Origin of the sequence: Salinicola sp. LHM, assembly GCF_034479735.1 — a bacterium.
GTDB lineage: Bacteria > Pseudomonadota > Gammaproteobacteria > Pseudomonadales > Halomonadaceae > Salinicola > Salinicola salarius.
In genome coordinates, this window is the sequence record NZ_CP140261.1 from 4,130,480 (window position 1) to 4,156,990 (window position 26,511).

Annotated in this window: 24 protein-coding genes; 12 read left to right on the plus strand and 12 right to left on the minus strand. The window is 63.0% G+C overall.

Annotated elements, in window-relative coordinates; translation table 11 throughout:
• The first annotated feature begins 93 nt into the window (after nt 1-93).
• Nucleotides 94-282 (plus strand): PA3496 family putative envelope integrity protein, encoded by a 189-nt coding sequence (locus R5R73_RS18820; RefSeq protein ID WP_071230490.1) that lies wholly within the window; start codon nt 94-96, stop codon nt 280-282.
• Between the two features lie 187 nt (nt 283-469).
• Here the strand turns inward: R5R73_RS18820 and R5R73_RS18825 are convergent, their stop codons facing one another.
• The 5 genes from R5R73_RS18825 to R5R73_RS18845 form a co-directional block, all read right to left on the minus strand.
• Nucleotides 470-1,816, minus strand: a complete 1,347-nt coding sequence (locus R5R73_RS18825; RefSeq protein ID WP_322528356.1) for a sodium-dependent transporter — start codon at nt 1,814-1,816, stop codon at nt 470-472.
• A gap of 215 nt (nt 1,817-2,031) precedes the next feature.
• Entirely contained in the window at nt 2,032-3,861 is a 1,830-nt protein-coding gene (locus tag R5R73_RS18830) for a protein kinase domain-containing protein (protein ID WP_322528357.1), read from the minus strand.
• Between the two features lie 16 nt (nt 3,862-3,877).
• Nucleotides 3,878-5,524, minus strand: a complete 1,647-nt coding sequence (locus R5R73_RS18835) for a dihydrolipoyllysine-residue acetyltransferase (protein ID WP_322528358.1) — start codon at nt 5,522-5,524, stop codon at nt 3,878-3,880.
• Nucleotides 5,525-5,533: 9 nt separating this feature from the next.
• Nucleotides 5,534-6,511 carry an alpha-ketoacid dehydrogenase subunit beta gene (locus tag R5R73_RS18840; protein WP_071230494.1) on the minus strand — a complete coding sequence of 326 codons (978 nt, stop codon included), beginning with the start codon at nt 6,509-6,511 and terminating at the stop codon, nt 5,534-5,536.
• Nucleotides 6,508-7,716 (minus strand): thiamine pyrophosphate-dependent dehydrogenase E1 component subunit alpha, encoded by a 1,209-nt coding sequence (locus R5R73_RS18845; RefSeq protein ID WP_322528359.1) that lies wholly within the window; start codon nt 7,714-7,716, stop codon nt 6,508-6,510. The genes R5R73_RS18840 and R5R73_RS18845 overlap by 4 nt, the downstream gene beginning before the upstream one ends.
• A gap of 318 nt (nt 7,717-8,034) precedes the next feature.
• Between R5R73_RS18845 and R5R73_RS18850 the strand changes: the two genes are divergently transcribed.
• The 6 genes from R5R73_RS18850 (at nt 8,035) to R5R73_RS18875 (ending at nt 15,096) form a co-directional block, all read left to right on the plus strand.
• Nucleotides 8,035-9,213 (plus strand): acyl-CoA dehydrogenase family protein, encoded by a 1,179-nt coding sequence (locus R5R73_RS18850; RefSeq protein WP_322528360.1) that lies wholly within the window; start codon nt 8,035-8,037, stop codon nt 9,211-9,213.
• The gene (locus R5R73_RS18855) at nt 9,210-10,049 is read left to right on the plus strand and encodes an enoyl-CoA hydratase (RefSeq protein ID WP_322528361.1); all 840 of its coding nucleotides are present in this window, start codon (nt 9,210-9,212) and stop codon (nt 10,047-10,049) included. Before R5R73_RS18850 ends, R5R73_RS18855 begins: the two co-directional genes overlap by 4 nt.
• The gene (locus R5R73_RS18860) at nt 10,046-11,224 is read left to right on the plus strand and encodes an enoyl-CoA hydratase/isomerase family protein (RefSeq protein ID WP_322528362.1); all 1,179 of its coding nucleotides are present in this window, start codon (nt 10,046-10,048) and stop codon (nt 11,222-11,224) included. Before R5R73_RS18855 ends, R5R73_RS18860 begins: the two co-directional genes overlap by 4 nt.
• A complete protein-coding gene (locus tag R5R73_RS18865; RefSeq protein ID WP_322528363.1) occupies nt 11,211-11,999 on the plus strand; it encodes an SDR family NAD(P)-dependent oxidoreductase in 789 nt (262 codons plus the stop codon). The genes R5R73_RS18860 and R5R73_RS18865 overlap by 14 nt, the downstream gene beginning before the upstream one ends.
• A gap of 41 nt (nt 12,000-12,040) precedes the next feature.
• A complete protein-coding gene (locus R5R73_RS18870; protein ID WP_322528364.1) occupies nt 12,041-13,282 on the plus strand; it encodes an acetyl-CoA C-acyltransferase in 1,242 nt (413 codons plus the stop codon).
• A gap of 83 nt (nt 13,283-13,365) precedes the next feature.
• The gene (locus R5R73_RS18875) at nt 13,366-15,096 is read left to right on the plus strand and encodes an AMP-binding protein (RefSeq protein WP_322528365.1); all 1,731 of its coding nucleotides are present in this window, start codon (nt 13,366-13,368) and stop codon (nt 15,094-15,096) included.
• On the opposite strand, the gene R5R73_RS18880 is transcribed toward R5R73_RS18875, so the two are convergent.
• Nucleotides 15,097-15,522, minus strand: coding sequence for a hotdog fold thioesterase (locus R5R73_RS18880; protein WP_322528366.1), 426 nt, complete (start codon nt 15,520-15,522; stop codon nt 15,097-15,099).
• A 225-nt stretch (nt 15,523-15,747) separates the two neighbouring features.
• Here R5R73_RS18880 and R5R73_RS18885 point away from each other — a divergent pair, with 225 nt between their 5' ends.
• The 5 genes from R5R73_RS18885 (at nt 15,748) to R5R73_RS18905 (ending at nt 22,654) form a co-directional block, all read left to right on the plus strand.
• Nucleotides 15,748-16,917 carry an isovaleryl-CoA dehydrogenase gene (locus R5R73_RS18885; protein WP_322528367.1) on the plus strand — a complete coding sequence of 390 codons (1,170 nt, stop codon included), beginning with the start codon at nt 15,748-15,750 and terminating at the stop codon, nt 16,915-16,917.
• A gap of 125 nt (nt 16,918-17,042) precedes the next feature.
• The gene (locus R5R73_RS18890; RefSeq protein WP_322528368.1) at nt 17,043-18,650 is read left to right on the plus strand and encodes a carboxyl transferase domain-containing protein; all 1,608 of its coding nucleotides are present in this window, start codon (nt 17,043-17,045) and stop codon (nt 18,648-18,650) included.
• Between the two features lie 140 nt (nt 18,651-18,790).
• Complete coding sequence (locus R5R73_RS18895; RefSeq protein WP_322528369.1) at nt 18,791-19,666, plus strand: enoyl-CoA hydratase-related protein; 876 nt, start codon at nt 18,791-18,793, stop codon at nt 19,664-19,666.
• Complete coding sequence (locus R5R73_RS18900; protein ID WP_322528370.1) at nt 19,663-21,753, plus strand: acetyl/propionyl/methylcrotonyl-CoA carboxylase subunit alpha; 2,091 nt, start codon at nt 19,663-19,665, stop codon at nt 21,751-21,753. The genes R5R73_RS18895 and R5R73_RS18900 overlap by 4 nt, the downstream gene beginning before the upstream one ends.
• 1 nt (nt 21,754) lies before the next feature.
• Nucleotides 21,755-22,654, plus strand: coding sequence for a hydroxymethylglutaryl-CoA lyase (locus R5R73_RS18905; RefSeq protein ID WP_322528371.1), 900 nt, complete (start codon nt 21,755-21,757; stop codon nt 22,652-22,654).
• A 156-nt stretch (nt 22,655-22,810) separates the two neighbouring features.
• Here the strand turns inward: R5R73_RS18905 and R5R73_RS18910 are convergent, their stop codons facing one another.
• The 6 genes from R5R73_RS18910 to R5R73_RS18935 all read right to left on the minus strand — a co-directional run bounded on the left by R5R73_RS18910 (nt 22,811) and on the right by R5R73_RS18935 (nt 26,493).
• Nucleotides 22,811-23,125, minus strand: a complete 315-nt coding sequence (locus R5R73_RS18910) for a HigA family addiction module antitoxin (RefSeq protein ID WP_322528372.1) — start codon at nt 23,123-23,125, stop codon at nt 22,811-22,813.
• A gap of 13 nt (nt 23,126-23,138) precedes the next feature.
• Complete coding sequence (locus R5R73_RS18915) at nt 23,139-23,441, minus strand: type II toxin-antitoxin system RelE/ParE family toxin (RefSeq protein ID WP_322528373.1); 303 nt, start codon at nt 23,439-23,441, stop codon at nt 23,139-23,141.
• 94 nt (nt 23,442-23,535) lie between these two features.
• Complete coding sequence (locus R5R73_RS18920) at nt 23,536-23,799, minus strand: Txe/YoeB family addiction module toxin (RefSeq protein ID WP_322528374.1); 264 nt, start codon at nt 23,797-23,799, stop codon at nt 23,536-23,538.
• Nucleotides 23,796-24,038 (minus strand): type II toxin-antitoxin system Phd/YefM family antitoxin, encoded by a 243-nt coding sequence (locus R5R73_RS18925; RefSeq protein ID WP_322528375.1) that lies wholly within the window; start codon nt 24,036-24,038, stop codon nt 23,796-23,798. The genes R5R73_RS18920 and R5R73_RS18925 overlap by 4 nt, the downstream gene beginning before the upstream one ends.
• Nucleotides 24,039-24,536: 498 nt before the next feature.
• Nucleotides 24,537-25,043 (minus strand): hypothetical protein, encoded by a 507-nt coding sequence (locus tag R5R73_RS18930; RefSeq protein ID WP_322528376.1) that lies wholly within the window; start codon nt 25,041-25,043, stop codon nt 24,537-24,539.
• The gene (locus R5R73_RS18935) at nt 25,027-26,493 is read right to left on the minus strand and encodes a hypothetical protein (RefSeq protein ID WP_322528377.1); all 1,467 of its coding nucleotides are present in this window, start codon (nt 26,491-26,493) and stop codon (nt 25,027-25,029) included. Before R5R73_RS18935 ends, R5R73_RS18930 begins: the two co-directional genes overlap by 17 nt.
• Nucleotides 26,494-26,511: the final 18 nt, after the last annotated feature.

The window sequence follows — 26,511 nt, forward strand, 5'->3', positions numbered from 1 at the left end:
GAAAAAAGCTAGCCGTCACGATCTTGTCATCTTGGTTATAGTATGCATGTCGGGCGCGAACCGACAGATCTTAGGATGCCAGGAGATTCGATCATGAAGAGCGTCGAACACCTTCATGCCCTCAAGAGCGACATTCTCGAGATTTTCATGACGCTGGAAGTCAGCGAACATGAACAACGCAAGCGCAAGGCCGCCATTCGCTATCTCAAGGCCCGGCGCGGCATCGAACAGCGCCAGGAAAAGCGCCAGCTGGCGGAAGAGATCGCCGAACTACCCGAATAGCTCGAATAGCTTGAATAGCCCGAGCGGCCACCGCCACCCGCCGTTCGTCGGCCACAACGACCAGCGGCCGCGCCCCATCAAGGAACGCGACCGCTGCCTGCCCCGTCGGCACCCTCCCCGACGGCAGATTCCTGTCACGCTTCGAGACGTGACAGGATCCGTTGCGAACTACTGTTGCTAGCGATTATTACAAGCTGTTGAAGAACACCACGATCACCCCGATCGGCGCCACATAGCGCGACACGTAGTGCCACAGCACCCGGCCCTTCGGCCCCAGGCCCAGCTCCTGCTTCACGCCTTCGCTATCCAGGAACCACGCCGTGAAGACGATGGCGGCCAGCCCCGTCAGCGGCAGCATCAGCTTGCTGGTGAGCGCATCGAGCAGATCGAAGACGTTGAAACCGAACGGCTGGAAACCGGACCAGACGTTGAACGCCAGCAGCGCGGCGATGCCCAGCGACCAGGTCGCCAGCGCGGCGACGAAGGCCGAAGCGACGCGCGACAGCGGCGTGCGCTCTTCCAGGAACTCCGTCACCGGCTCCAGCAGCGAGATCGCCGAAGTCAGCGCGGCCACCGTCAGCAGCGCGAAGAAGATCGTGCCGAACGCCAGCCCCCATGGCATGTCGATGAAGGCCAGCGGCAGGGTGACGAACAGCAGCCCCGGGCCGGCGCTCGGATCGAGGCCGTTGGCGAACACCACCGGGAAGATCGCCATGCCGGCACCCAGCGCAATCACCGTATCCAGGATCACCACGGTGCGCGCCGTCTTGATCAGGTTGACCTCCTGACCCAGGTAGGAGCCGTAGGCCATCATGATCCCCATCCCCAGCGACAGCGTGAAGAACGCATGCCCCAGCGCGGCGAGCACGACGCCGCCGTTGAGCTTGCTCCAGTCGGGCGAGAACATGAACGCGGCCGCCTCGCCGAAGCCGGCGGTGGTCGCGCCGAAGCCGATCAGCAGGACCAGCGCCACGATCAGCAGCGGCATCAGCCACTTGGCCGCCCGCTCCAGGCCGCCCTTGACGCCGCCGGCGACGATGCCGAACGTCAGCAGCATGAAGATCGTGTGCCAGAACAGCAGCGTGCCCGGCTGGCCCAGCAGCGTGGTGAAGTAGTCACCCACATCGACCCCGCTCGACTGGCCCAGATCGCCGATCAGCGTGCTCCAGGTGTAGTTGAGCGACCAGCCGCCGACGACGCTGTAGAACGAGAGGATCAGAAACGACCCCAGCACCCCGGCGATACCCACCAGCACCCAGTCCGGCGAGAGCTTCGAATCGCGGCTGAGCTTCTGCATGGTATTGATCGGGTTGGACTGCCCACGCCGGCCCAGCAGCCATTCGGACACCAGGATCGGCAGGCCGATCAGCGCGATACACACCAGGTAGACGAGCACGAACACGGCGCCGCCGCTGTCGCCCACCATGTAGGGAAACTTCCAGATATTGCCGAGACCCACGGCAGAACCGGTCGCCGCCAGAACGAAGGCCGTTCGCGAGGACCACTGCGCATGGGTATGGGATTGCTTGGCCATGAATTCACCATCGAGTATTGCTGTTGTCGGAAACCCGCAGCGCTCCATGACGGGCGTCGGTCACGCGAGGGGGTTCTCATGTCGGCGCGGATTATAACGATTCAGGTCCGTTTCATCCCCGTTTGACCCATGAAATCGACCAAAAGGGTAAAAATCGTCCCCCATAATGCAACGATGACGCACGCGCCACTGCGACGAGCGAGACTTCGGAAACCTCACGCACCGGTATCGGCCGGCCGTGAACGATGCGCGAAATGTCGTGTGTTCTTGTAGGGCATCTTCATGTAGCCGGACACGCCGAGCCCGTCGATCTGCGGCACCGCCGCCAGCAGCGTCTCCAGGCAGTCGCGGAATTCCTCCTCCCGGGCCGGATCGAGCAGGCGGTAGTAGCTGTGGATCTTCAGGTGGGTCGGCAACGCCTCGAAGATGATCATGCCGGTGTGGTGGATGGCGTTGAGGCGCGACAGCGCCTCGATCATCACCGGCGGCAGGCGCAGGAACTCCTCGGGATCCGGGCCATCCTCGAAGTAGGAGTGCTCGCGGCTGGCATCCTCCAACTCCGGCGTCGGGCTGACCTCGTAGGGAATCGCGCAGTCGGGATCGGGCACGAACGGTCGGGAAGCGTCGTCGCGATCGATGTGCAGGGTGCGTCGGGCGTTGAACAGGCACGCCTTGAACACGCCATCGCGGCGGCGGATCGCCCGGGCCAGGGTGACCATGTTGTTCACCGCCGCGACGAAGGCCGTTCGGAGCGACGGTTCGTTGAGGCTCAGCGTGGTGTCGAATTCGACCCCCGCCTCGCTCCAGCGCACCGCCAGGCCGCCCACCACCGGATACTTCCCCAGCCGCCCGACCGCGACCAGAAAGGCCTTTTCGAGATCGCCCATGCCCTGCATGAAATGCTTGTAGTAGCGATCGAACTGGACGTCATTGATCGCGCTCAAGGTGTCGTCGCGGTCCCGTCCGCGCAGTGACGTGTCATGCAGGACATCCTCGCGCAGAAACGCCTTGCGCGAGCTGTAGACCACCGTCTCGATCTCCTGCTCCAGCGAGCGCACCCACACCGGCACCAGCGGGATTTCCGGCGCCGCCTGTGGTTCACGGATGATGGTGCGGGCGATGCGCGGCATATGCTGGAGAAAGTAGTCCCCGGCCCGGCGGCGCAGCGCGGCGTCTTCGCTGAGCATGGCATCCAGCATCCGGGCGAACTCGACCGGCAGGCCCAGCGAGGTTGCCGGGATCGTCCCGTGGCCGAAGCGGCTGGACTGCGCGGTCGCCAGCGCATAGAGGGTCGCGGCGGCGCCCTGCTCATCGAAACGTGGTGACGACAACGCCCCGTTCAACTGTTCGTCGCCGATATAGTAGACATCGCCCATGCGAGCGTTGGTGTGCTGGAGATCGGCGGACATCAGTTCCATCACGTTACGCGACAGGAACTGGCCTTCGGCATCGAGCTGGGCGAAGACCGAGGAGCCCCAGTCGATCAGCGCGATCTGCTCGGTCCGCGCATCGAACATCAGATTCGAGGGCTTGATATCCCCGTGCACCACGAGTCGCCCCTCGGCGGACTCGCGGCGCAGCGTGCGCAGGATGTCCGCCAGCTGTGCCGCGATCCTGATCAACAGACGTGGCGCCAGCCGTCCCTCGCGCAGCGAGAACTCCTCCAGGTTGATGCCCGGCGCGCGCGCCATCACCAGCATCGCCTGATGGCGCAGGGTGCGATAGGCGATCAGCCTGGGAACGCGGGGGTGATTCACCTGTTCGAGCATGAACGCCTCCTCCTCGAGGCGCTCATGAAACGACTGCGGCAGGTTCTGGCGCGTGAACTTGAACACGTGGCTGGCGCCGGCACCGTCGATGCCCGCGAAGACGAAGCCGTAGGCGCCCTTGCCGATCAGTTCGACCTCCCGATAGCCGACCTGGGCGAGCTGATGCCGACAGCGCTCGATCCACTCCCGCAGCTGTCTTGCCTGGCTCTGGCTGAGCAGATAGACCGACTGCTCCTCGGGAATGTAGAACTGCTGCAGCTCCGTCGGCTCGGTCATGAATATCCGCTCCGACTCAGCGCAAATCTGCCAGCATCGTCTCCGGACCTTCCAGATACCCCTTCCAGCGATTGCAGAAACGCGCCATGGTGCCGCCATCCAGCACCCGATGATCGCCGGACCAGGTGACGGTCATGATCGACCGCGCCACTACGTTGCCGTCGGCATCGAAGCGCGGCAACCGCTGAACCCGGCCGAGCGCGACAATCGCCACCTCCGGCGCGTTGATGATCGGCATGGCGTAGGTGCCGCCCAACACGCCGATGTTGGAGATGCTGATGGTGCCGCCCTTGAGATCGCCGGGTTCGACCCGCCCGTCGCGGGCCGCACGGGTCAGACGTTCCACCTCGCTCGCCACTTCGCGCAGGCTCAGCCGCTCGACGTGCTTGACGTTGGGCACCAGCAGGCCGCTGGCGCTGTCCACCGCCATGCCGATATGGCACGGGGTCTGATAGTGAATGGTATCGGCTGCCGTATTGAGCCGGCAGTTGAGCAGCGGAAATTCCGCCACCACCAGGGCCAGCGCCTTCATCAGCAGCGGCATCAGCGTCAGCCGTTCGCCGCGCGCCTCGAAATCGCCCTTGAGACGGTCCCGCAGCGCCAGCAGCTCGGTAACGTCGAACTCGTCGCCGTAAGCAAAATGCGGAATCGTGGACGCCGCTTCGCTCATTCGCCGCGCCATCACCGCACGCACACCGCGCAGCGGCTCGGTCCGCTCGTCGGAGGCAGCGTCCGACACTGGCGTTCCACGTCCCGGCGTTGCGGCTTCCGGCTGTGAATCCTGCGGCTTCGCACGGTGCTGTTCCTGGCGCATTTCCTGTTGCTGCTGAAATGCCAGCACGTCCTCCTTGAGCACCCGGCCATCCTTGCCGCTGCCGGGAATCTCCTCGAGACGCACGCCAAGCTCGCGCACCCGACGACGTACCGCCGGGCTGGCGGGAATGCGTCGCTGGCCGGCGCCGGCCCTGCTCTCCGCTGCCGCACCGGCATCGGCCGAATCATGCCCCGCGTCGCCGTCGACGGCCCGAGGCACGTACGCGAACAGCGGCGCGTGGACTCTGGCGACCTCGTCGAGCTGGCAATACCGGCGCACCAGCCGGCCCGCTTCCGGCGCGGTGATCTCCATCACCGCCTTGTCGGTGCTGACCTCGACCACCGGCTGGTCTTCGGCGATCTCGTCGCCCTCCTCGACACGCCAGGCCACCACCTCGCACTCGACGATCCCTTCGCCCAGATCGGGCAGAATGAAATCCTTCGACGCCGCCGATTCTGTCTTGTCCGCATTCGGTGCGGGCGGCTGCGGCGCTTCGTCTTCGGGCGTGGCGGCGATCGGCTCGGGTGGCCGAGCGTCGTGACTGGATAGAGTGCCGGGGTCGGATCGGGCGTCATGGTCGGATCGAACGCCCGAGTCGGATTGAGTACCCTCGCTGACGCGCTCGATGGCAAACAACGGCGCGTGAACCCGGGCCGTTTCGCCTTCGCGAACGTAGAGCCGCGTGACGCGCCCGGCCTCGGGGGCGGGGATCTCCACCAGCGCCTTGTCGGTGGTCACCTCGGCGACGGGCTGATCCTCGGCGATGATATCGCCCTCGCTGACCAGCCACTTCACCACTTCGCACTCGACGATGCCCTCGCCGATATCGGGCAGCAGGAAATCGCTCATCATCGCTCCTCAGAAGTCCATCGTGCGGTGGATGGCATCGAGCACCTTCAGCGGCCCCGGCATGTACTCCTTCTCGAGCGTCAGCGGGAACGGCGTGTCGAGCCCGGTGACGCGCTCGATCGGCGACTCCAGATAGAGAAAGCAGCGTTGCTGAATGGTAGCGGCGATCTCGGCGGCAAATCCCCCGGTCAGCGGCGCCTCGTGGCTGACGATCAGGCGCCCGGTCTTGAACACCGACGCCGCCACCGTCTCGATATCCCACGGCACGATGGTTCGCAGGTCGATCAGCTCGCAGGAGACGCCTGCCTCCTCGGCCATTTCGGCGGCCTGTTCGATCACTTCCATCTGCGCGCCCCAGGCCAGCAGCGTGATGTCGCTGCCCTCCTTGACGACTTCCGCCTGACGCAGCGGCAACTCGTAGTCGTCGTCCGGCACCTCGCCTACCGAGGCGCGATAGAGCCGCTTGGGTTCGAAGAAGATCACCGGATCCGGCGAGCGGATCGAGGCCAGCAGCAATCCCTTGGCCTGGTGCGGATTGCGCGGCACCACCACCGTCAGCCCCGGCGTGTGGGCGAAATACGCCTCCGGCGACTGGGAGTGATAATGGCCGCCGGCGATCCCGCCGCCGTAGGGCGCCCGCACGGTCAGGCCACCGACATCGAACAGGCTGCCGGAGCGATAGCGGAACTTGGCGGTCTCGTTCACCAGCTGATCGAAAGCGGGAAAGATATAGTCGGCGAACTGGATCTCGGCCACCGGCACCGAACCCTGGGCCGCCAGGCCGTTGGCGAAGCCGACGATGCCCTGCTCCACCAGCGGCGTATTGAAGCAGCGCTCGCGGCCGTACTTTTCCTGCAGATGGCTGGTGGCGCGGAACACGCCACCGAAAACGCCGACATCCTCGCCGAAGCAGAGCACGCGCTCGTCGACTGCCATGGCGGTATCCAGCGCGTTGTTGACGGCCTGGAGCAGATTCATCCGGCTCATGGCTGGCCCTCCGTCTCGGTGCTGCCATTAAGCCACGGCGCGCTTCTGGGATAGGCCTCGGGATGACGCCGAATATGCGCTTCCAGCGTTTCGAGCTGCTCGCGCAGCAGCGGGGGTGTCTCGGCATAGACATCGCTGACCAGCGTCTCGAGTGCCGGCGGGCGACGTTTTTCCGCCTGTTTCATGGTTTCCAGCACTTCGCGACGCAGCGACTCGGTCAGTTCGCGTTCTTCGTCTTCGTTCCACCAGCCGCGATCGAGCAGCCAGCGCTGCATCCGCCGCAGCGGGTCTTTCTTGTGCCACGCCTCCTCTTCCTTCTTGCTGCGGTAGCCGGACGGATCGTCGGAGGAGGAGTGGGCGGCCAGGCGATAGGTCATCGCCTCGATCAGCACCGGCTCGTTCTCCTCCACCGCCAGCCGTCGCGCCTCGCGGGTCGCCTCGTACACTGCGAGGATGTCGTTGCCATCGACGCGGATCGACTGCATGCGATAGCCGAAGGCGCGGGCGGCGACGCCGTCGCCGGCGAACTGCTCGGTGACCGGCGTGGAGATGGCGTAGCCGTTGTTCCGGCACAGGAAGATCACCGGCACCTTGTGCACCGACGCCATGTTGAGCGCGGCGTGGAAGTCTCCTTCCGAGGCCGCGCCTTCGCCGAAGATCGTCAGCGTGCAGTGGCCCTTGCCGGCCAGCTTCTGGCCGTAGGCGTAACCGGTGGCCTGGGGAATCTGGGTCGCCAGCGGCGAGGAGATCGTCAGGTAGTGAAGATCCCGCGAGCCGTAGTGGATCGGCATCTGGCGGCCGTGGGCGGTGTCGCGCTCGTTGCCGAACAGCTGGTTCATGAACTCGTCGGTGGTGAAGCCGCGATAGGCCAGCGCCCCCTGCTCGCGGTACTGGGCCATGATCATGTCGGCGTCGTCCAGCGCCGCCGTGCTGCCGATCACCGCCGCCTCCTCGCCGGTGCACTGCATGTAGAAGCTCAGCCGCCCCTGACGCTGGGCCGCCATCATGCGCTCGTCGAGCACCCGGGTATAAAGCATGGCGCGATAGATGCGCCGCGCGGTGGTTTCGTCGAGAGAGGTCGACCCGGCATCCGCGTAGACGGTGCCATCGGGCTTGAGCAGGGCAAAGACAGGGATCTGGATGTCGTCGCCATTGGCAAAAACCGGCTTGTGAACGGGTTTTGCCGTGGATTGGGTCTTTTTCATCTGACTGTCCTGGGATCGATGACCGAGGTCCGAGCCGCCTCGTGAGCCGCCCTTTTTCCATGAATCGACAAATCAGGCCCATGAATCGACAAATCGGGTCCATGAACCGACAAATCGGGAAACGACCGGTTTCGACAGCCGCCTCAACATGTGACCTTGACGTTAATGTCAACTTGCCGCCATCCGACCTTGGTCTTTCAGCCCTAGGTCCAATTGTCGTGGCGTCGATGCCATCGCTAGAACTGGACGACGGTGCGTGCCGCAGGCCCACAAGGCATGGCACGTCAAAGCGCCTTCAGCGATGGAAACCCCTGCGCCATGAATTTCGAACTCGACAACGACCAGCAGGCCTATCGGGAGGCGGCGCGTCGGTTTTCCCGGCAGGAATTGGCCCCCAACGCCGCCGAATGGGACGCCAACGGCGTCTTTCCCGTGGAAACGCTACGCCGCGCCGGCGACATGGGCTTCTGCGGGCTCTGCATCCCCGAGGCTCACGGTGGCCTGGGCCTGAGCCGGCTCGATGCCACCCTGATCATCGAGGAACTGGCCAGAGGTTGTACCGCCACCACCGCCTTCCTGACCATCCACAACATGGTCAACGGGATTCTGTCCCGCTACGCCACGGATGCCGTGCGCGAGGCCTGGCTGCCGGCCATGATCGCCGGCGACAAGCTGGGCTCCTACTGTCTGACCGAACCCGGTGCCGGCTCCGACGCGGCAGCGCTGCGAACCCGCGCCCGCCGTGAAGGCGACGGCGATCAAGCCAGTTACGTCATCGATGGCAGCAAGATGTTCATCTCCGGCGCCGGCAGCACCCAGCTGCTGGTGGTAATGGCACGCACCGGCGAGCCGGGCAGCGGCGCCGACGGCATCTCTGCCTTCGCCGTGCCGGCGGACAGCGCGGGCATCGAATACGGCAAGTCCGAAGAGAAGATGGGCTGGCGCAGCCAGCCGACCCGGGCGATCAGCTTCGACGGCGTGCGCGTGCCGGCAGACCACCGGCTGGGCGAGGAAGGCGAAGGCTTTCGGATCGCCATGCGAGCGCTGGATGGCGGTCGCATCAATATCGCCACCTGCTCCGTCGGCACGGCACAGGCCGCGCTGGAAACCGCCCACCGCTATCTCGAAACGCGAGAGCAGTTCGGCAGGCCGCTGGCCGATTTTCAGGCACTGCAGTTCAAGCTCGCCGACATGGCCACGCAGCTGGTCGCGGCACGCCAGATGGTGCGGCTGGCGGCGAGCAAACTGGATCGTGACGATCCCGACGCCGCGCTCTACTGCGCCATGGCCAAGCGCTTCGCCACCGACGAGGGCTTCACGATCTGCAACGACGCGCTGCAGCTGCATGGCGGCTACGGCTATCTGCGCGACTATCCGCTGGAGCGCCATGTTCGCGACTGCCGGGTCCATCAGATTCTCGAAGGCACCAACGAGATCATGCGCCTGGTGGTGGCGCGCCGGCTGCTCGCCAAGGACGATCTGGAGAATCTGTCATGACGATCGATCACGAATCTTCGCACGATGACGAGCATACCGGTCTGCGCCTGGAGCGGCGCGGTGCCGTGGCGCTGATCACCATCGACAATCCGCCGGCCAACACCTGGCACGAGGCATCGCTGGCGGCGCTGGAGCGTCACATCGAGACGCTCAATGCCGATGCCGGGAACCAGGCACTGGTGATCGTCGGTGCGGGCGAGAAGTTCTTCTCCGCCGGCGCCGATCTCAAGCGCTTCATCGACGGCGGCAAACCCGCCGCGCTGGAAATGGCGACGCGCTTCGGCCAGGCGTTCGAGACGCTGGGCGCCTATCGCGGCGTCAGTATCGCCGCGATCAACGGCTACGCCATGGGCGGCGGGCTCGAGTGCGCGCTGGCCTGCGACATCCGTATCGCCGAGCGTCAGGCGCAACTGGCGCTGCCCGAAGCCAAGGTCGGCCTGCTGCCCTGCGCCGGCGGCACCCAGCATTTGCCGTGGCTGGTCGGCGAAGGCTGGGCCAAGCGCATGATCTTGTGCGGCGAGCGCATCGACGCCGCGCGCGCGCTCGCCATCGGGCTGGTGGAAGAGGTCGTCGATACCGGCGCGGCGCTGGACACCGCGCTCGAACTGGCCGAGCGCAGCACCCGGCAGAGCCCGGAGGCGTTGACCCGCTGCAAGCGCCTGATCATGAACGCCCGCCATCAGGATCTGCCCAGCGGTTATCGGATGGAGCGCGAGCTGTTCCTGGAATTGTTCGACACCGACTCGCCCACCGAGGGCATCGGCGCCTTCCTCGACAAGCGCGAGCCGCGCTGGCGCTGCGATCCTGACTCGACGCAGCGCGGGGAAGGCTCATGAGCGATCAGGTCCGGTTCGATACGCTACCCACTGCCGACGGTCATCGCATCGGCCGGGTAACGCTCGACGCGCCCAGGAGCCTCAACGCGCTCTCGCTCGGGATGATCGATGCCATGCAGAAACAGCTCGATGCCTGGGCGGCGGACGAGGCCATCGTGGCGGTGTGGCTGGAAGGTGCCGGCGACAAGGCCTTCTGCGCCGGCGGCGATGTGGTCGCGTTGTATCGCGCCATCGTCGAAGGCAGGACGAACGCCGATCCCGAGGCCGTCGCGCACCGCAACGACGAGAGTTTCGTGGCCCGCTACTTCAGCCATGAATACCGGCTCGATCACGCCATCCACGGCTATCCCAAACCCGTCATCGCCTGGGGTGACGGTATCGTCATGGGCGGTGGTATCGGGTTGATGGCCGGCGCCTCCCATCGCGTGGTCACGCCGCGCGCTCAGCTGGCGATGCCGGAAATCACCATCGGCCTCTACCCCGACGTCGGCGCCAGCTGGTTTCTGAATCGCATGCCGGGGCGCAGCGGCCTGTTCCTGGGGCTGACCGGCGCGCGACTCAACGCCAGCGACGCACTGTTCGTCGGCCTGGCCGACCGTCTGATCGACGAGTCGCGGCGCGAGGCGGTGATCGACGGTCTGCTCCGGGCCGACTGGCGCGAGCCCGCTAGCGCCGTAGGCCAGGTGCTGCGCGAACACGCCGGCGCCAGCCGCACGCTCGCCCCAAACGGCGAAGTGGCGCCGCGCCTGGATGCCATTGCCGCACTCACCGATGCCGATGACGACGCGACGCTGATTCGCCGGGTCATCGCCGCCGCCAGCGACGGCGACCCGTGGATCGCTCGCGCGGCGAAGAATCTGGCCGCCGGGTCGCCGCTTTCGGCCCGGCTGATCCTGCGTCAGTTGTCTCGCTGCCGACGGCTGTCGCTTTCCGAGGTGCTGCGCGAAGAGCTCGGCCTTTCGCTGGCCTGCGCCGCCCGTGGCGATCTCGCCGAAGGGGTGCGCGCGCTGCTGATCGACAAGGACAAGACCCCGGCCTGGCGCCATCGCCACGGCGAGGTGCCGGAAACCGATATCGCGACCTGCTTCATTTCCCCGTGGGATCGCGATCGTCATCCCCTGCGCGATCTCGTCGATCGGTCAGCCGAGGAGGAACCGGCTCATGCAACTGGCTGAACGCACCTTCATCGTCACTGGCGGCGGCTCCGGGCTGGGCGCCGCCACGGCGCGGATGCTCGTCGATGCCGGCGCCAACGTCGCGCTGGTCGACCGAGACCTCGATACCGCCCGCCATCATGCCCGCACCCTCGGCGACACGGCGCTGGCCATTCAGGCCGACGTGACGCAGGAAGCCGATGGCGAGCGCGCGCTGGCCGAGACGCTCGAACGCTTCGGTGCGCTGCATGGTTTGATCAACTGCGCCGGTGTCGCGCCGGCGGAGAAGATCCACGGCAAGCGCGGCGTGCACGGTCTCGACAGCTTCCGCCGCACGATCGACATCAACCTGATCGGCACCTTCAACATGCTGCGGCTGGCGGTAGCGGCGATGCAGAAAAACCTCGCCGAAGGCGACACCCTGCCAAGAGAGGACGACGGTGAGCGCGGCGTGGTGATCAATACCGCCTCGGTGGCCGCGTTCGAGGGCCAGATCGGCCAGGCCGCCTATGCGGCCTCCAAGGCCGGCGTGGTCGGGATGACGCTGCCCGCCGCCCGCGAGCTGGCCTCGTCCGGCATCCGCGTCATGGCAATCGCCCCCGGCATCTTCGACACCGCGATGATGCAGGGCATGCCCGCCGAGGTCCGCGACGGCCTCAACGCCAAGGTGCCGTTCCCCAGGCGCATGGGCCACGCCGAGGAATATGCCGCGCTGGTGCGCCAGATTCTCGAAAATCGCTACCTCAACGGAGAGGTAATCAGGCTCGACGGCGGCATTCGCATGTCCGCTCAGTAGAAAAGTGGCTGCGTTCGATCATATGACGCCAGGAAGCATCGATGAGTGACCATGCAGGCAACACCGGAGAGTCGACCATGAAATACGAAGACCCGATCGTGATCGTCGGCGCCAAACGCACGCCGATGGGGGCTTTCCAGGGCGCGCTCGGCGGCCTGAGCTGTCCGCAGCTGGGCGCGGCGGCGATCCGTGGCGCTCTCGAACAGCCCGGACTGGCGCCGGACGCCATCGACGAGCTAGTCATCAATGACGTGCTCATGGGCTGCGTGCTGCCGGCGGGCCTCGGCCAGGCGCCGGCCCGCCAGGCGGCACTCGGCGCAGGGCTCGCCGAGTCGACGCCCTGCACCACCGTCAACAAGATGTGCGGCTCCGGCATGAAGGCGATCATGCAGGCATTCGATGCGCTGCGCCTGGGTAGCGCCGAACATGCCATCGCCGGCGGCATGGAGAGCATGAGCAACGCCCCCTACCTGCTGCCCAAGGCCCGTGCCGGGCTGCGCATGGGGCATGCCCAGGTGCTCGATCACATGTTTCTCGATGGGCTCGAGGACGCCTACGAGCCGGGCCGGCTGATGGGCACCTACGCCGAAGAATGCGCCGAAGCGTTCGGCTTCACCCGAGAAGCCCAGGACGACTACGCCATCGCCTCGCTGACCCGGGCCAGACGGGCGATCGAATCCGGCGTGTTCGCCAGCGAGATCGTGGCGCTGGAAGCGCCGGCCGGGCGCGGTACGGACCGCGTCGAGCACGACGAGGCGCCGTACAAGGCCAATATCGACCGCATCGCGCAGTTGAAACCGGCCTTCCGCGACGGCGGCACGGTGACCGCCGCCAATGCCAGCTCGATCTCCGACGGCGCCGCGGCGCTGGTACTGATGCGCCAGCGCGAGGCCGAGCGGCTGGGGCTGACGCCGCTGGCCCGGCTCCACGGCCATGTCAGCCATGCCATGCGCCCCGGCGACTTCCCGGTCGCACCGATCCACGCCATCCGCAAGCTACACGAACGACTCGGCTGGTCGCGGGAGAACGTCGATCTCTACGAGATCAACGAAGCCTTCGCGGTGGTGGCAATGGCAGCGATGCGTGAACTCGGCCTCGATCACGCACGGGTCAACGTTCACGGCGGCGCCTGCGCATTGGGCCATCCCATCGGCGCCTCTGGCGCGCGGATCGTGGTCACGCTGCTCAACGCGCTGGCGCATCACGGCATGACGCGGGGCGTGGCGGCGATCTGCATCGGCGGTGGCGAGGCCACGGCCATCGGCATCGAACGGCTGACTTGAAGCCATCCCTTTGAAGCCATCACTCGAAACGACCCACTCGGCAGCACGCCCCGAATGGCGGCGCCCCTACCGGAGAAGCCAGCATGTCTGCAAGCGATGCCCCTGCACACGGACGCCGTACCAGTTATGTCAGCGGTACCAGCGATATGCCCCTGATCGGCATGACTATCGGCGACTGTCTGGATGCCGCCGCCAGCGAATGCCCCGAGCGCGAAGCGCTGGTCAGTTGCCATCAGAACCTGCGCTATACCTACGCCGAATTGCGTGCAGAGGCCGACCGAATCGCCCGAGGGCTGATGGCGCTGGGGGTCGAGCGCGGCGACCGGGTCGGCATCTGGTCGCTCAATTGCGCCGAGTGGGCCATCACCCAGCTTGCCGCGGCCAAGCTCGGTGCGATCCTGGTCAATCTCAACCCCAGCTATCGCGCCCATGAGCTCAAACACGCGCTGACCCAATCCGGCCTTTCCACCCTGGTGTTGCAAGGCGCGTATCGGGTCAGCGGCACGATCAAGTCGCATTACGTCGACATTCTCTGTGAAATCGCGCCGGAACTGCGCGATCCGCCAAGCGCTGGAGATCGGCTGCAGGCATGCGCAGCCCTGCCCCGGCTGAAGCATGTGATCTGCCTCGACGAGACATTCGCCACGCCCGGCATGTGGTGCTGGCCCGAGCTGCATACCCTCGCCGCCAGCACGCCGGTCGAACGCCTCGCCGAACGTCAGGCGGCGCTGCAGTTCGACGACCCGATCAATATCCAGTACACCTCCGGCACCACCGGCGCGCCCAAGGGCGTGACGCTGACCCATCACAACATTCTCAACAACGGCTACTTCGTCGGTGGCGGGATGAACCTGCAACCGGGCGAGCGGGTGGTGATTCCGGTTCCGCTGTATCACTGCTTCGGCATGGTGATGGGCAACCTGGCGTGTCTTTCCCATCGCGCTACCGCGATCTATCCCAACGACGGTTTCGATCCCGAGGCCACGCTGCGCGCCGTGGAAGCCGAACGGGCCCAGGCGCTCTATGGCGTGCCGACGATGTTCATCGCCGAGCTGGAACATTCACGCTTCGCCGAGTTCGATCTTTCCAGCCTGCGCACCGGGATCATGGCCGGTTCCAACTGCCCCATCGAAGTGATGAAGCGGGTGATCGAGCGCATGCACATGAAAGACGTCACCATCTGCTACGGCATGACCGAGACCAGCCCGGTCAGCCTGCAGACCCGCACCGACGCCCCGCTGGCCAAGCGGGTTTCCACCGTCGGCACCATCCATCCGCACCTGGAAGTGAAGATCGTCGACCCCGCCAGCGGCCGGATCGTGCCGCGCGGGGTCAGCGGCGAACTCTGCACCCGCGGCTACAGCGTCATGCTCGGCTACTGGAACGACGACGACGCCACGCATCAGGCGATCGACCCGCAGCGCTGGATGCACAGCGGCGACTTGGCGATGATGGACGACGACGGCTTCGTGGCGATCACCGGGCGCATCAAGGACATGATCATTCGCGGCGGCGAGAACCTCTATCCGCGCGAGATCGAGGAGTTTCTCTACACCCACCCGGCGATTTCCGATGCTCAGGTCTTCGGCGTGCCGGACCCGAAGTACGGCGAAGCGGTAGCGGTCTGGATCCGGCTGGTGGAAGGCGTGGAGCTCGACGAGGAGGCCATCCGCGATTACTGCCGCAATCGCATCGATCATCACAAGATCCCGCGCTATGTGCGCTTCGTGGATGAATTCCCCATGACCGTCAGTGGCAAGATCCAGAAATTCCGCATGCGGCAGTCCACCAGCCAGGAGCTGGGGTTGGAGTGATCACCCCCGATTGACCACCGCCATGGTCAACCGCGACATGCATACCAGCCGGCCGCGTTCGTCCTCGATGCGGATCTCCCACAGCTGCGTCGTGGCACCGATATGCAGTGGCCGGGCGCAGCCTTCGACCCAGCCTTCGCGCATCGCGCGGACGTGGTTGGCGTTGATATCGAGCCCGACTGCCATCCTGTTCGGATCGGCGAGACACAGATTGGCGGCGATGCTGCCCAGCGTTTCCGCCAGCACCACCGAGCCGCCGCCGTGGAGCAGTCCGTACGGTTGGCGGGTTCGGTCATCCACCGGCATGCGGCCGCGCAGGCAGTCTTCGCCCAGCTCGGTGAACTCGATACCGACATGGCTGACCAGCGTGTTACGGCACTCGGCTTCGAGCGCTTCCAGCGATGACTCGCGTTTCCAGATCGACATAGGGGCCCCGGTTTTCCCAAGTAGAAATGAACGTTTCCAGACGCCTGTCTTACCACATTGACGCTAACGTCAGTCCACTCGGATTGTTGGCCTCCAGAATGAGCGAATCCGGTTCGCCCATTCCGCCCTAGACCATGGTCGAGGGGCTATGGTCGCGCCCGCGATTTGACGTTAACGTTAACGTATCAATCAATATTGCTCGACTTCGTTCGCGAGGATTCCACCATGTACGCCCCCTATACCGAGCTCGATTTCGGCCTCGACGACACGCTCAACATGCTGCGCGAGCAGATCAACGCCTTTGCCCGGGACGAGATCGCCCCGCGCGCGGCCCAGATCGACCACGACAACGCCTTCCCCAACGAGCTGTGGCGCAAGTTCGGCGACATGGGCCTGCTCGGCATCACCGTCGGCGAGGAAGACGGCGGCAGCGGCATGGGCTATCTGGCGCACTGCATCGCCATGGAGGAAATCTCGCGGGCCAGCGCCTCGGTGGGGCTCTCCTACGGCGCTCACGCCAATCTCTGCGTCAACCAGATCAAGCTCAACGGCAATGCGGAACAGAAGGCGAAGTACCTGCCCCGGCTGATCAGCGGCGAGCATGTCGGCGCGCTGGCGATGTCCGAGCCCGGCGCGGGGTCGGACGTGGTCTCGATGACGCTGCGCGCCGACAAGCGCGGCGACAGATACGTGCTCAACGGCAACAAGATGTGGATCACCAACGGCCCGGATGCCGACGTGCTGGTGGTCTACGCCAAGACCGACCCGGATGCCGGCGCCAAGGGCATCACCGCCTTTCTGATCGAGAAGGATTTCGCCGGTTTTTCCACCGCGCAGAAGCTCGACAAGCTGGGCATGCGTGGCTCCAACACCTGCGAGCTGGTGTTCACCGACTGCGAAGTGCCGGCGGAAAACGTGCTGGGCGAGGAGAACCGCGGCGTACGCGTGCTGATGAGCGGGCTCGATTACGAGCGCACCGTGCTCGCCGCCGGCCCGGTAGGCATCATGCAGGCGTGCCTGGACGTGGTGGTGCCCTACGTTCACGAGCGCAAGCAGTTCGGCCAGTCGATCGGCGAGTTCCAGCTGGTGCAGGGCAAGCTCGCCGACATGTACACCACCCTCAACGCCTGTCGCGCCTATCTGTATGCCGTCGCTGGTGCCTGCGACCGGGGCCGGGTCAGCCGCAAGGACGCCGCCGGCGTGATTCTCTACTGTGCCGAAAAAGCCACCCAGATGGCGCTCGACGCGATCCAGCTGCTCGGCGGCAACGGCTATATCAACGAATACCCCACCGGCCGCCTGCTGCGCGACGCCAAGCTCTACGAGATCGGCGCCGGAACCAGCGAGATTCGGCGGATGTTGATCGGGCGCGAACTCTTCAACGAATCGGCTTGACCCCAGCCACGAGCCACGGGTTCCGGGCCACGAACGGCTCGAAGCTCGAAGCTCGAAGCTCGAAGCTCGAAGCTCGAAGCTCGAAGCTCGAAGCTCGAAGCTCGAAGCTCGTCAGAGGATATTCCATGGCAGTGCTAACGACACAGATCAACCCCCGCACGGACACCTTTCAGACCAACGAGGCGGCGCTGAGGGCGGAGGTCGACAAGCTTCACACGCTGACCGCCAGCGTCGCCCGGGGCGGTGGCGACAAGGCCCGTGCGCGGCATGAATCTCGCGGCAAGCTGTTCGTGCGCGACCGGATCGACCACCTGCTCGACGAGGGCTCGCCGTTTCTGGAGATCGGCGCGCTGGCGGCGCACGAGGTCTACGATTCCCCCGTGCCCGCCGCCGGCGTGGTGGCGGGGATCGGCCGCATCAGCGGCGTGGAGTGCGTGATCGTCGCCAACGACGCCACGGTCAAGGGCGGCACCTACTTCCCGCTGACGGTGAAGAAACACCTGCGCGCCCAGGAGATCGCCCGCAAGCACCGGCTGCCCTGCGTCTACCTGGTCGACTCCGGCGGCGCCTATCTGCCCGAGCAGGACGAGGTCTTTCCCGACCATGACGACTTCGGCCGCATCTTCTACAACCAGGCCACGCTTTCCGCCGCCGGCATCCCGCAGATCGCCGTGGTGATGGGCTCCTGCACCGCCGGCGGTGCCTATGTGCCGGCGATGGCCGACGAATCGATCATCGTGCGCGGCCAGGGCACCATCTTTCTCGGCGGGCCGCCGCTGGTGAAGGCCGCCACCGGCGAGACCATCAGCGCCGAGGATCTGGGCGGCGCCGACGTTCACGCCAAGATCAGCGGCGTGGTCGACCACTATGCCGAGAACGACGCCCACGCGCTGCAGCTCGCCCGCCGCGCTGTCTCCCGGCTCAACTGGCACAAGCGCGGCCGGTTGGCGATGCGCGAGCCTCGCCCGCCGCGGCTCGATCCCTCGGAGCTCTACGGCATCGTCGGTACCGACCTGCGCAAGCCGTACGACGTGCGCGAGGTGATCGCACGGCTGGTGGACGATTCCGATTTCGACGAATTCAAGCGCTACTACGGCGACACCCTGGTCACCGGCTTCGCCCACTGGTGCGGCCATCCGGTGGGCATCGTCGCCAACAACGGCGTGCTGTTCTCGGAATCCGCCCAGAAAGGCGCGCACTTCATCGAGCTCTGCGCCCAGCGCCAGATTCCGCTGATCTTTCTGCAGAACATCACCGGCTTCATGGTCGGCTCCAAGTACGAGCAGGAAGGCATCGCCAAGCACGGCGCCAAGCTGGTCACCGCCGTGGCCTGCGCGAAAGTGCCCAAGTTCACCGTGCTGATCGGTGGCAGCTTCGGTGCCGGCAACTACGGCATGTGCGGCCGCGCCTATGACCCGAATCTCTTGTTCATGTGGCCCAACGCGCGCATCTCGGTGATGGGCGGCGAGCAGGCCGCCAACGTGCTGGCCCAGGTCAAGCGCGAGCAGCTCGAACGGGACGGCAGCGACTGGCCGGAAGACGAGGAAGCCGCGTTCAAGGCGCCGATTCGCGAACAGTACGAACGCCAGGGCCACCCCTATTACGCCAGCGCCCGGCTGTGGGACGACGGCGTGATCGACCCGCTGCAGACCCGCGACGTGATCGGCCTGGCGCTCTCCGCCGCGATGAATGCGGAGATCGAAGAGACGCGCTTCGGCGTGTTTAGGATGTAGGCGCTTCGCGCCCAGCTACGAGCGACGGGCAGCGAGCCACGAGAAGCTCGAAGCTCGAAGCTCGAAGCTCGAAGCTCGAAGCTCGAAGCTCGAAGCTCGAAGCTCGAAGCTCGAAGCCAACATGATCATGAGAGGCCGCCATGGCAGCCATATCCGATAGCTTCACTCGTTTGACCATCGATGCCCGCGGCGTCGCGCGGCTGACGCTGGATCGGCCCGAGGTTCACAACGCCTTCGACGATGCGTTGATCGGCGAGCTCAACGCCCATCTGGCAAAGCTGCACGTGCTGGCGGAACGCGGCGAGGTGCGGCTGGTGGTGCTGGCTTCGAACGGCAAGCACTTCTCCGCCGGCGCCGACCTGAACTGGATGAAGCGCATGGTCGACTACGGCTTCGACGACAATCTGGCCGATTCCCGCGAGCTGGCGCGGCTGATGCAGCAGCTGGACGAGCTGCCCTGCCCGACCCTGTGCCGCGTGCAGGGTGCGGCTTACGGCGGCGCGGTGGGGCTCGCCGCCTGCTGCGATGTGGTGATCGCCGCCGACAGGGCCAAATTCTGCCTCTCCGAAGTGCGTATCGGCCTCTCGCCGGCAGTGATCAGCTCCTACGTGCAACGCGCCATCGGCCCCCGCCAGATGCGCCGCTACGCGCTGACCGCCGAGGTGATCGACGTCACCACCGCGCAGGCGTTGGGGCTGGTTCACGAGGTCGTCGGTGCCGACGCGAATCCCGACGCACTGGATGGCCGCATCGACCAGATGATCGACCAACTGCTCGCCGCCTCGCCCCAGGCCCAGCGCGCCACCAAGGCCCTGCTCGCCAAGGTGGCCCGCGAGCCCGACAGCGAAGCCACCCGTGAGACCACCTGCCGGGTGATCAGCGAACTGCGCGTCAGCGCCGAAGGTCAGGAAGGGCTCGCCGCCTTCTTCGACAAGCGCCCACCCGCCTGGCAAAGCGCGGGTGGCACCAACGGGAATAAAGACGGCGATATGAATAACAAGGAACCGCGCTCATGAGCCTGACCAACGCACCTCGCCCGCTACGTTCGGTGCTGATCGCCAATCGCGGCGAGATCGCCTGCCGCGTGATGCGCTCCGCCCGCCGCCTGGGACTTCGCACCATCGCCGTCTATTCCGATGCCGACGCCAACGCGCTTCACGTGCGCGAGGCCGACGAGGCCGTGCGTCTCGGCCCGGCGCCCGCGCGGGAGAGCTATCTCGATATCGACAAGGTCATCGCCGCCGCCCGGCGTAGCGGTGCCGACGCCATTCATCCGGGTTACGGGTTTCTCTCCGAAAACGCCGAGTTCGTCGCCGCCTGCGAGGACGCCGGCATCGTCTTCGTCGGCCCGCCGGCCAGCGCCATCGCCGCCATGGGCGACAAGGCATCGGCCAAGGCGCGCATGTTTAATGCTGGCGTGCCGCTGGTGCCCGGCTACCACGGCGAGGCCCAGGACGATGCCCTGTTGAGGGAGGAAGCCGGGAAGATCGGCTACCCGGTGCTGCTGAAAGCCAGCGCTGGCGGCGGTGGCAAGGGCATGCGCGTGGTCGAATCCGACCGCGAGTTCCAGGCCGCGCTCGACGGCTGCCGCCGGGAGTCCCGCGCCGCGTTCGGTGACGAACGCATGCTGATCGAGAAGTACCTGACCCAGCCGCGCCACGTCGAAGTGCAGGTGTTCTGCGATAGCCAAGGCAACGGCGTCTACCTGTTCGAGCGCGACTGCTCCGTGCAGCGCCGCCATCAGAAAGTGCTGGAAGAAGCCCCGGCGCCGAATCTATCCCCCGCGCTGCGTCAGGCGATGGGCGAGGCCGCCGTGCGCGCCGCCCAGGAGATCGGCTACGTCGGCGCCGGGACGGTGGAGTTTCTGCTGGATGCCGCCTCTGAAACCTCTTCGAGCGAAGCGGCGCATTTCTACTTCATGGAGATGAACACTCGCCTGCAGGTCGAGCATCCGGTGACCGAGATGATCACCGGCGAGGATCTGGTCGAATGGCAGCTGCGCGTGGCCGCCGGGCTGCCGCTACCCAAAGCCCAGGATGAGCTGACGCTGACCGGCCACGCCATCGAAGCGCGGCTCTACGCCGAAGACCCGGACAACGACTTTCTGCCCGCCACCGGCACGCTCGGACGCTTCGGGCTCGACCCGAACGCTGGCAGTCTCGAGCCCGAACGCGTGCGTCTGGATAGCGGCGTCGAAGCCGGCGACGCCGTCTCGATGCACTACGACCCGATGCTGGCCAAGCTGATCGTCCACGGCGAGGATCGCGGCCAGGCCCTGGTGGAGATGGATCGTGCGCTGGCGGCATTGGACGTCTCCGGCGTGACCACCAACCGTCGCTTTCTGCAGCGCCTGATCATGCATCCGGATTTCATCGCCGCCCGGCTCGACACCCGCTTTATCGAACATCACCACGACGACCTGTTCGCGAGTGAACCGGTCGCCGACGCGGACATCGCCCGCGCCGCGCTGGTGGCACTCGACCAACTGGATCGAGCCAGCGATGAACGTTCACCGTGGGAGCGCCGCGACGGCTGGCGGCTCAACGCCCCGCAGCATGTTCGACTGGCGATTGCCGAGGCCGAAGGCGCGCCGCCGATCTCTGTGATCGCCACGCGATCCACACCGCACGACTCCTGGCATCTGAGCGTGAATCGGAATGGAGAAGAGTCGGATCACTACGAGGGGAAGTTGCAGCGGCTCGACGGCGACGCCGTGGCGATCACGCTGGATGGCCATCGCCGTCGTCTGCTGGCACGTATCGATCCTGCTCTCGAGGGCGAGTCGATCATTCTTACCGCCGCCGGCTTCGAGTCCCGCCTGATCTGGCGGCGCTCGGACCGGGCCGATCATCTTCCGCATGAGGTCGAGGCCAAACTGACCGCCCCCATGCACGGCACCGTGGTGGCGCTGCTGGTCGAATCCGGCCAGCCCGTCGAAAAAGGCACACCGCTGGTGGTGGTGGAAGCGATGAAGATGGAGCACACCCTGAGCGCCCCCGCCGCCGGCGCAGTGGAAGCGTTTCACTTCAAGGTGGGCGACGCCGTGGCGCAGGGGGATGAGCTATTGGCGTTTGCCAGCACCGAAACGAACGAGGCCATGTGAGATGGGAATGCCGAAACGGGTAAGTATCGTCGAAGTCGGCCCGCGGGACGGGCTGCAGAACGAAGCCGAACCCATCGCCACCGCCGCCAAGCTGGAACTGATCGACCGGCTCGGCGCGGCGGGCCTCAAGCGGATTGAAGCGGCGAGTTTCGTCTCGCCCAAATGGGTGCCGCAGATGGCGGATCACCGCGAGGTGATGACCGGCCTTCGACGCCGGCCGGGCGTGATCTACTCCGCGCTGACGCCCAATCTGAAAGGGCTGGAAGCCGCGCTGGAGTGCGGCGTCGAGGAAGTCGCCGTCTTCGCGGCGGCGAGCGAAGCCTTCTCGCACAAGAACATCAACTGCTCGATTGCCGAATCGCTAACGCGCTTCGCCCCGGTGATCGAACGCGCCCGTGAGGCGAACGTGCGCGTGCGCGGCTATGTTTCCTGTGTGCTCGGCTGCCCGTATGAAGGCGAGATCGCCCCGGCAAGGGTCGCAGATGTCTCGAAGGCGCTCCATGAGATGGGCTGCTATGAAATCTCGCTGGGCGACACCATCGGCGTCGGCACCCCGCTCAAGGCCAAGCGCCTGCTCGAAGCCGTGGCTCACGACATTCCGATGAACAAGCTCGCCGCCCACTTCCATGACACCTACGGCCAGGCGCTCGCCAATCTCTACGCCGTGCTCGAAGAGGGCATCGGCGTGATCGACAGCGCCGTCGCCGGCCTCGGCGGCTGCCCCTACGCCAAAGGCGCCACCGGCAACGTCGCCACCGAAGACGTGATCTACCTGCTCAACGGCTTGGGTATCAAAAGCGGCGTGGACCTGGATAAGTTGGCGGAAACGGGGGTGTGGATAACACAGACCATCGGCAAGCCGAATCGGTCGAAGGTGGGTGTGGCGTTGGCGGCGAAGTGATCATCAGACCAATAGCGACTCCCCAAAATGCAAAAAATCCCGGGCCAACTAACTGACTCGAAACTTACGATTATCTGCCCACAAGGGCTCCAACGCCTGGTCTTGCCGTTGACAAAGCCGCAGCGACGCAAAAGGTTTATCTAATACATGGCATTGTTATGCGGCGTGTAGCGGTTTAATCCGATCAATCTCTTCTTTCACAGACTGAGCCGCCGTCCACAGATCGAGAGCACGCTGTGCATTCAGCCAAAACTCGGGTGAATTGCCAAACAAACGAGCGAGCCGAAGTGCCATTTCAGGACTGAGAGCACGGCGTTCACGCAATAGTTCGTTAACTGATTGGCGAGAAACGCCCAAAGAATTAGCCAGCCCCGCCACCGTCAGGCCATAGTCCGGCAAGAAATCTTCTCTCAGCATTTCACCAGGATGGGTCGGCTTGCGCTGCATACTGGCAGTGTTAGGAATAGCCATATCATTGCCTCTGTCAGTGATAGTCACACACTTCGACGTCGTACGCATCGCCATCTTCAAAACGAAAGCAAATACGCCACTGATCATTGATTGAAATCGCGTGCTGCCCTTGCCTGTTTCCATGAAGTGCGTGAAGACGATTACCGGGCGGCACTTTCAAATCCTCCAGTTGCTCAGCCAGATGTACATATTCAAGCTTTCTGGCTGCTCTCGAAGCGACATCCGAGGGGAATTTCTTGGCCTTGCCCTTGGAATATAGCTCTTGAGTGAGTTTGTCAGCGAAGGATTTGATCATGAGCAGAATGTAATCTGTCACGTGACACGCGTCAACACGAATAAAGGCTTCTGCACCGCCTTATGGAGCCGCGAAGTGGTGGAAAAACCGTCCGACAATAGCGACTAGCTGTGCATTACTCGTAATGGCTCCAGAGCCTGAGAATTTTCACTACTCGCTCGTCTTCGATCACTTGATAGACCAGACGATGTTGAATATTGATGCGGCGTGAATAGGCCCCGGTGAGATCACCGATGAGCTTCTCAAACGGAGGCGGCTTGCGGTAAGGGTCTTCCGCAACCAGCGCCAGCAATTCCTGGGCTTTTGGCTTGAGACCGCTGGAGGCCAGTTTCTTCGCGTCTTTCTGGGCTTGCTTGGTGTAAACCAACCGCCATATCACCAGTCCAGCTCCTCATCGCATTCATCCACGAAGGTATCCATCCCCTCTCGAATCGACTCCCGCATACCAGGCACGGAGAGCAGATAAAGCGTTTCCTGAATGGCCGACCAGTCTTCTTCGGAGACCAGGACAGCCTTGTTCCGCTTACCCATGATGACGATGGGTTGATGGGATTCTGCGGTTTCATCGATCAACCGATAGAGATTGCTGCGCGCCTCAGTGGCTGTAATTCCGGTCATGACGCACCTCCTGCGTGTTCAACTGGTCATCAATGTACGCCTTTAGGTACGTACGTCAAGACGAACGATACGCATGATCGACCGCTGACAGTGGCACAAGCGATATTGGCCCGGCAGATTCATTGGCAATGGTCTCGGTGATAGAACGCAGCGAGAGCCGGGACGGGTTGTCGCCAATAGCGATGTGGATAACACAAACGATCAACAGCCGAATTGGTCGAAGGTGGACGTGGCGCTGACGGCAAAGGGCGGATGCAATTTCTGAGTGCAACACGTCAGTGTAGCGAATCCGATACGTCATGACGCTTCGCCATCATAATATTTTCGCGCCTCTTCCTCTGGCCCTAAAGCAACGTCAACAAGCTTGACAGACATCGGCCCTGATGCTCAATAATCATGACGAATCCTCCTGACTATGCCCCAAACTATTCCACATAACGCCGCGCTCACCGGCGATTTTGGGGCGCAGCATAAAAATCGTCCGTGTGCAGCGCCTTGTTAGCTGCCAGTTGCATAGATATCAGTCATCTTAGCTTTGATTTTTTCGAATTCTGAACCATCGATATTAAATGAATATCCACCTGTTCTTTCGTCAGCCGGATATCGCAAATGTTGATCCATAAATTTTGGCTTAAACTTTGACACATGCGCTGAATACAGATCGCCTTCTCCTGGATTTAATGCGCAAGTACTATAATCTGAAAAGTCGAAAGGGTGATTAAGCTTATAACTGGGATCGGGATAAAGGCTGGCATATTTATCTTCAAGCACCTTTAAATCATGAATGTGAGAAACTTTTCCAGTTTTATTTTTTATCATCTGCTTGTAGAATAGCTCGACAGCATGAAATAGCTGATAAGCTATAGCATTCTGATAGGCAGCATCATTTCTCAACTCAGTTTCAGCCTGCGCTGCCACCTTTCCTATTTCTAAATATGCAATAGCCATTGATAGAAACTGGTAGTTATTCGTACCGTCAGTCTCTTGTTTACTTTTCGGTGCCATTCTCAAATACACTCTTCATGGTATTCCAATCTATTTCTCCCCCATTATCTTTTGCTGCCTTTATAAGCATAATTCGACAGCTTTCCGTATGGAGTTTTAACGGCGGTATATAGATGTAGACTCCTGCCCTAGCAAGCTCGCAAATTTTAACAACCTGCTTTTCAGAGAGAATCAAGTTCCAACAACCACCTAGTCTTAGGAAAGTTAAATTAGGCAAATCAAATATCTCATCAGGAACTTTCGTCAAGTCAATCTGCCAATCCAATGTAATGTCTTCTAGGCTTCTCATTTTTTGAATATCAGAAGAAATGTGGGTAATTGACCACTTGTCGACGTCCGTGACACCCGTGTTTTTATTCCATACATGCAGTTTCTTAATTTGAGACAAATTATAGAGTGGGCAAGGAATCTCATGAAAGAACTCATCGACCGTTAGCCATACTTCTTTTAATTTCTCTAAGAATGTCATGGCAGCACAGGCAGCCGTGTAATCCTCATTCTTAAAGTGTTCGCCACGTAACATTAAACGTTCGAGATTTTTCCAACCTCTAGAAGACCCTGGTAGCTGACCTTGCTCTACCAAATTCATATTCTTTTCAGTCCATTGAAGCAAGGTGCCGGCCCATGCAGTTTGAAAATTTCTCTGTAGCTTTCGCTCTCCTCGGACTGCAATAAACTTGCCGGTGTAATGACCTCCATCGTCAATTCGTTCGTCACTTCGGTTATACCGAGTTCCTGTCCTAGCCGTAGATTCTTTCTTGAATACGTAATATCCCTTTAGACTATCAGCGGACGGATGAATGTCTGGTGTTTGCTCGACCGGCAGAGGCAATGCTGTAGGCAAGGAATCTTCTAGAGGATGCGTCCCCACCTCGAACATCTCTTTGTCAGCCGAGAACATTGCACGAATTTCGTGAATTGTAGGAATACGCCAATCTGTATACCCTGCGTAACGTAAATCATTCAGGACCTCAGCATAGTCATTTCGGGTCGATTGGAGATAGCTAAATGTGGCCCATTGAAGTCCTGTACCAAGGTGCAACCAAGACAAAACACCATCTGTGGCAAGAATTCTTTCAGAATGATGGTGATTTCTAACGCTTTCGTACTGGCCAAGGAGTTTTTTGATCTTGGCTAGACGCTCTGAGCTACAGGGCTGACTATAAAATATGCCGTTATCTAGAGGAGGCATCTGGGTAAATACACAACGTCTATCCCCCTGAGAGGGATAATAATCCCAAACATACCAATCTTGAATATCATCATCATTATTACTACGTTCACTATTTAACTGCTGTTCGATTTCGAAGCACAAGTCACCAATCGTTTGCACCCCATTATTCCTTTTACAGACATCAGCAGGGCGAACCCAAAACATGCGATTAACTGGTGTTTTAATCGCAAACTTTGATTCCTTAAGCCACTCAATCATTTGGCTAGATTTTTTCATGTGGAGATTAAATCCTTA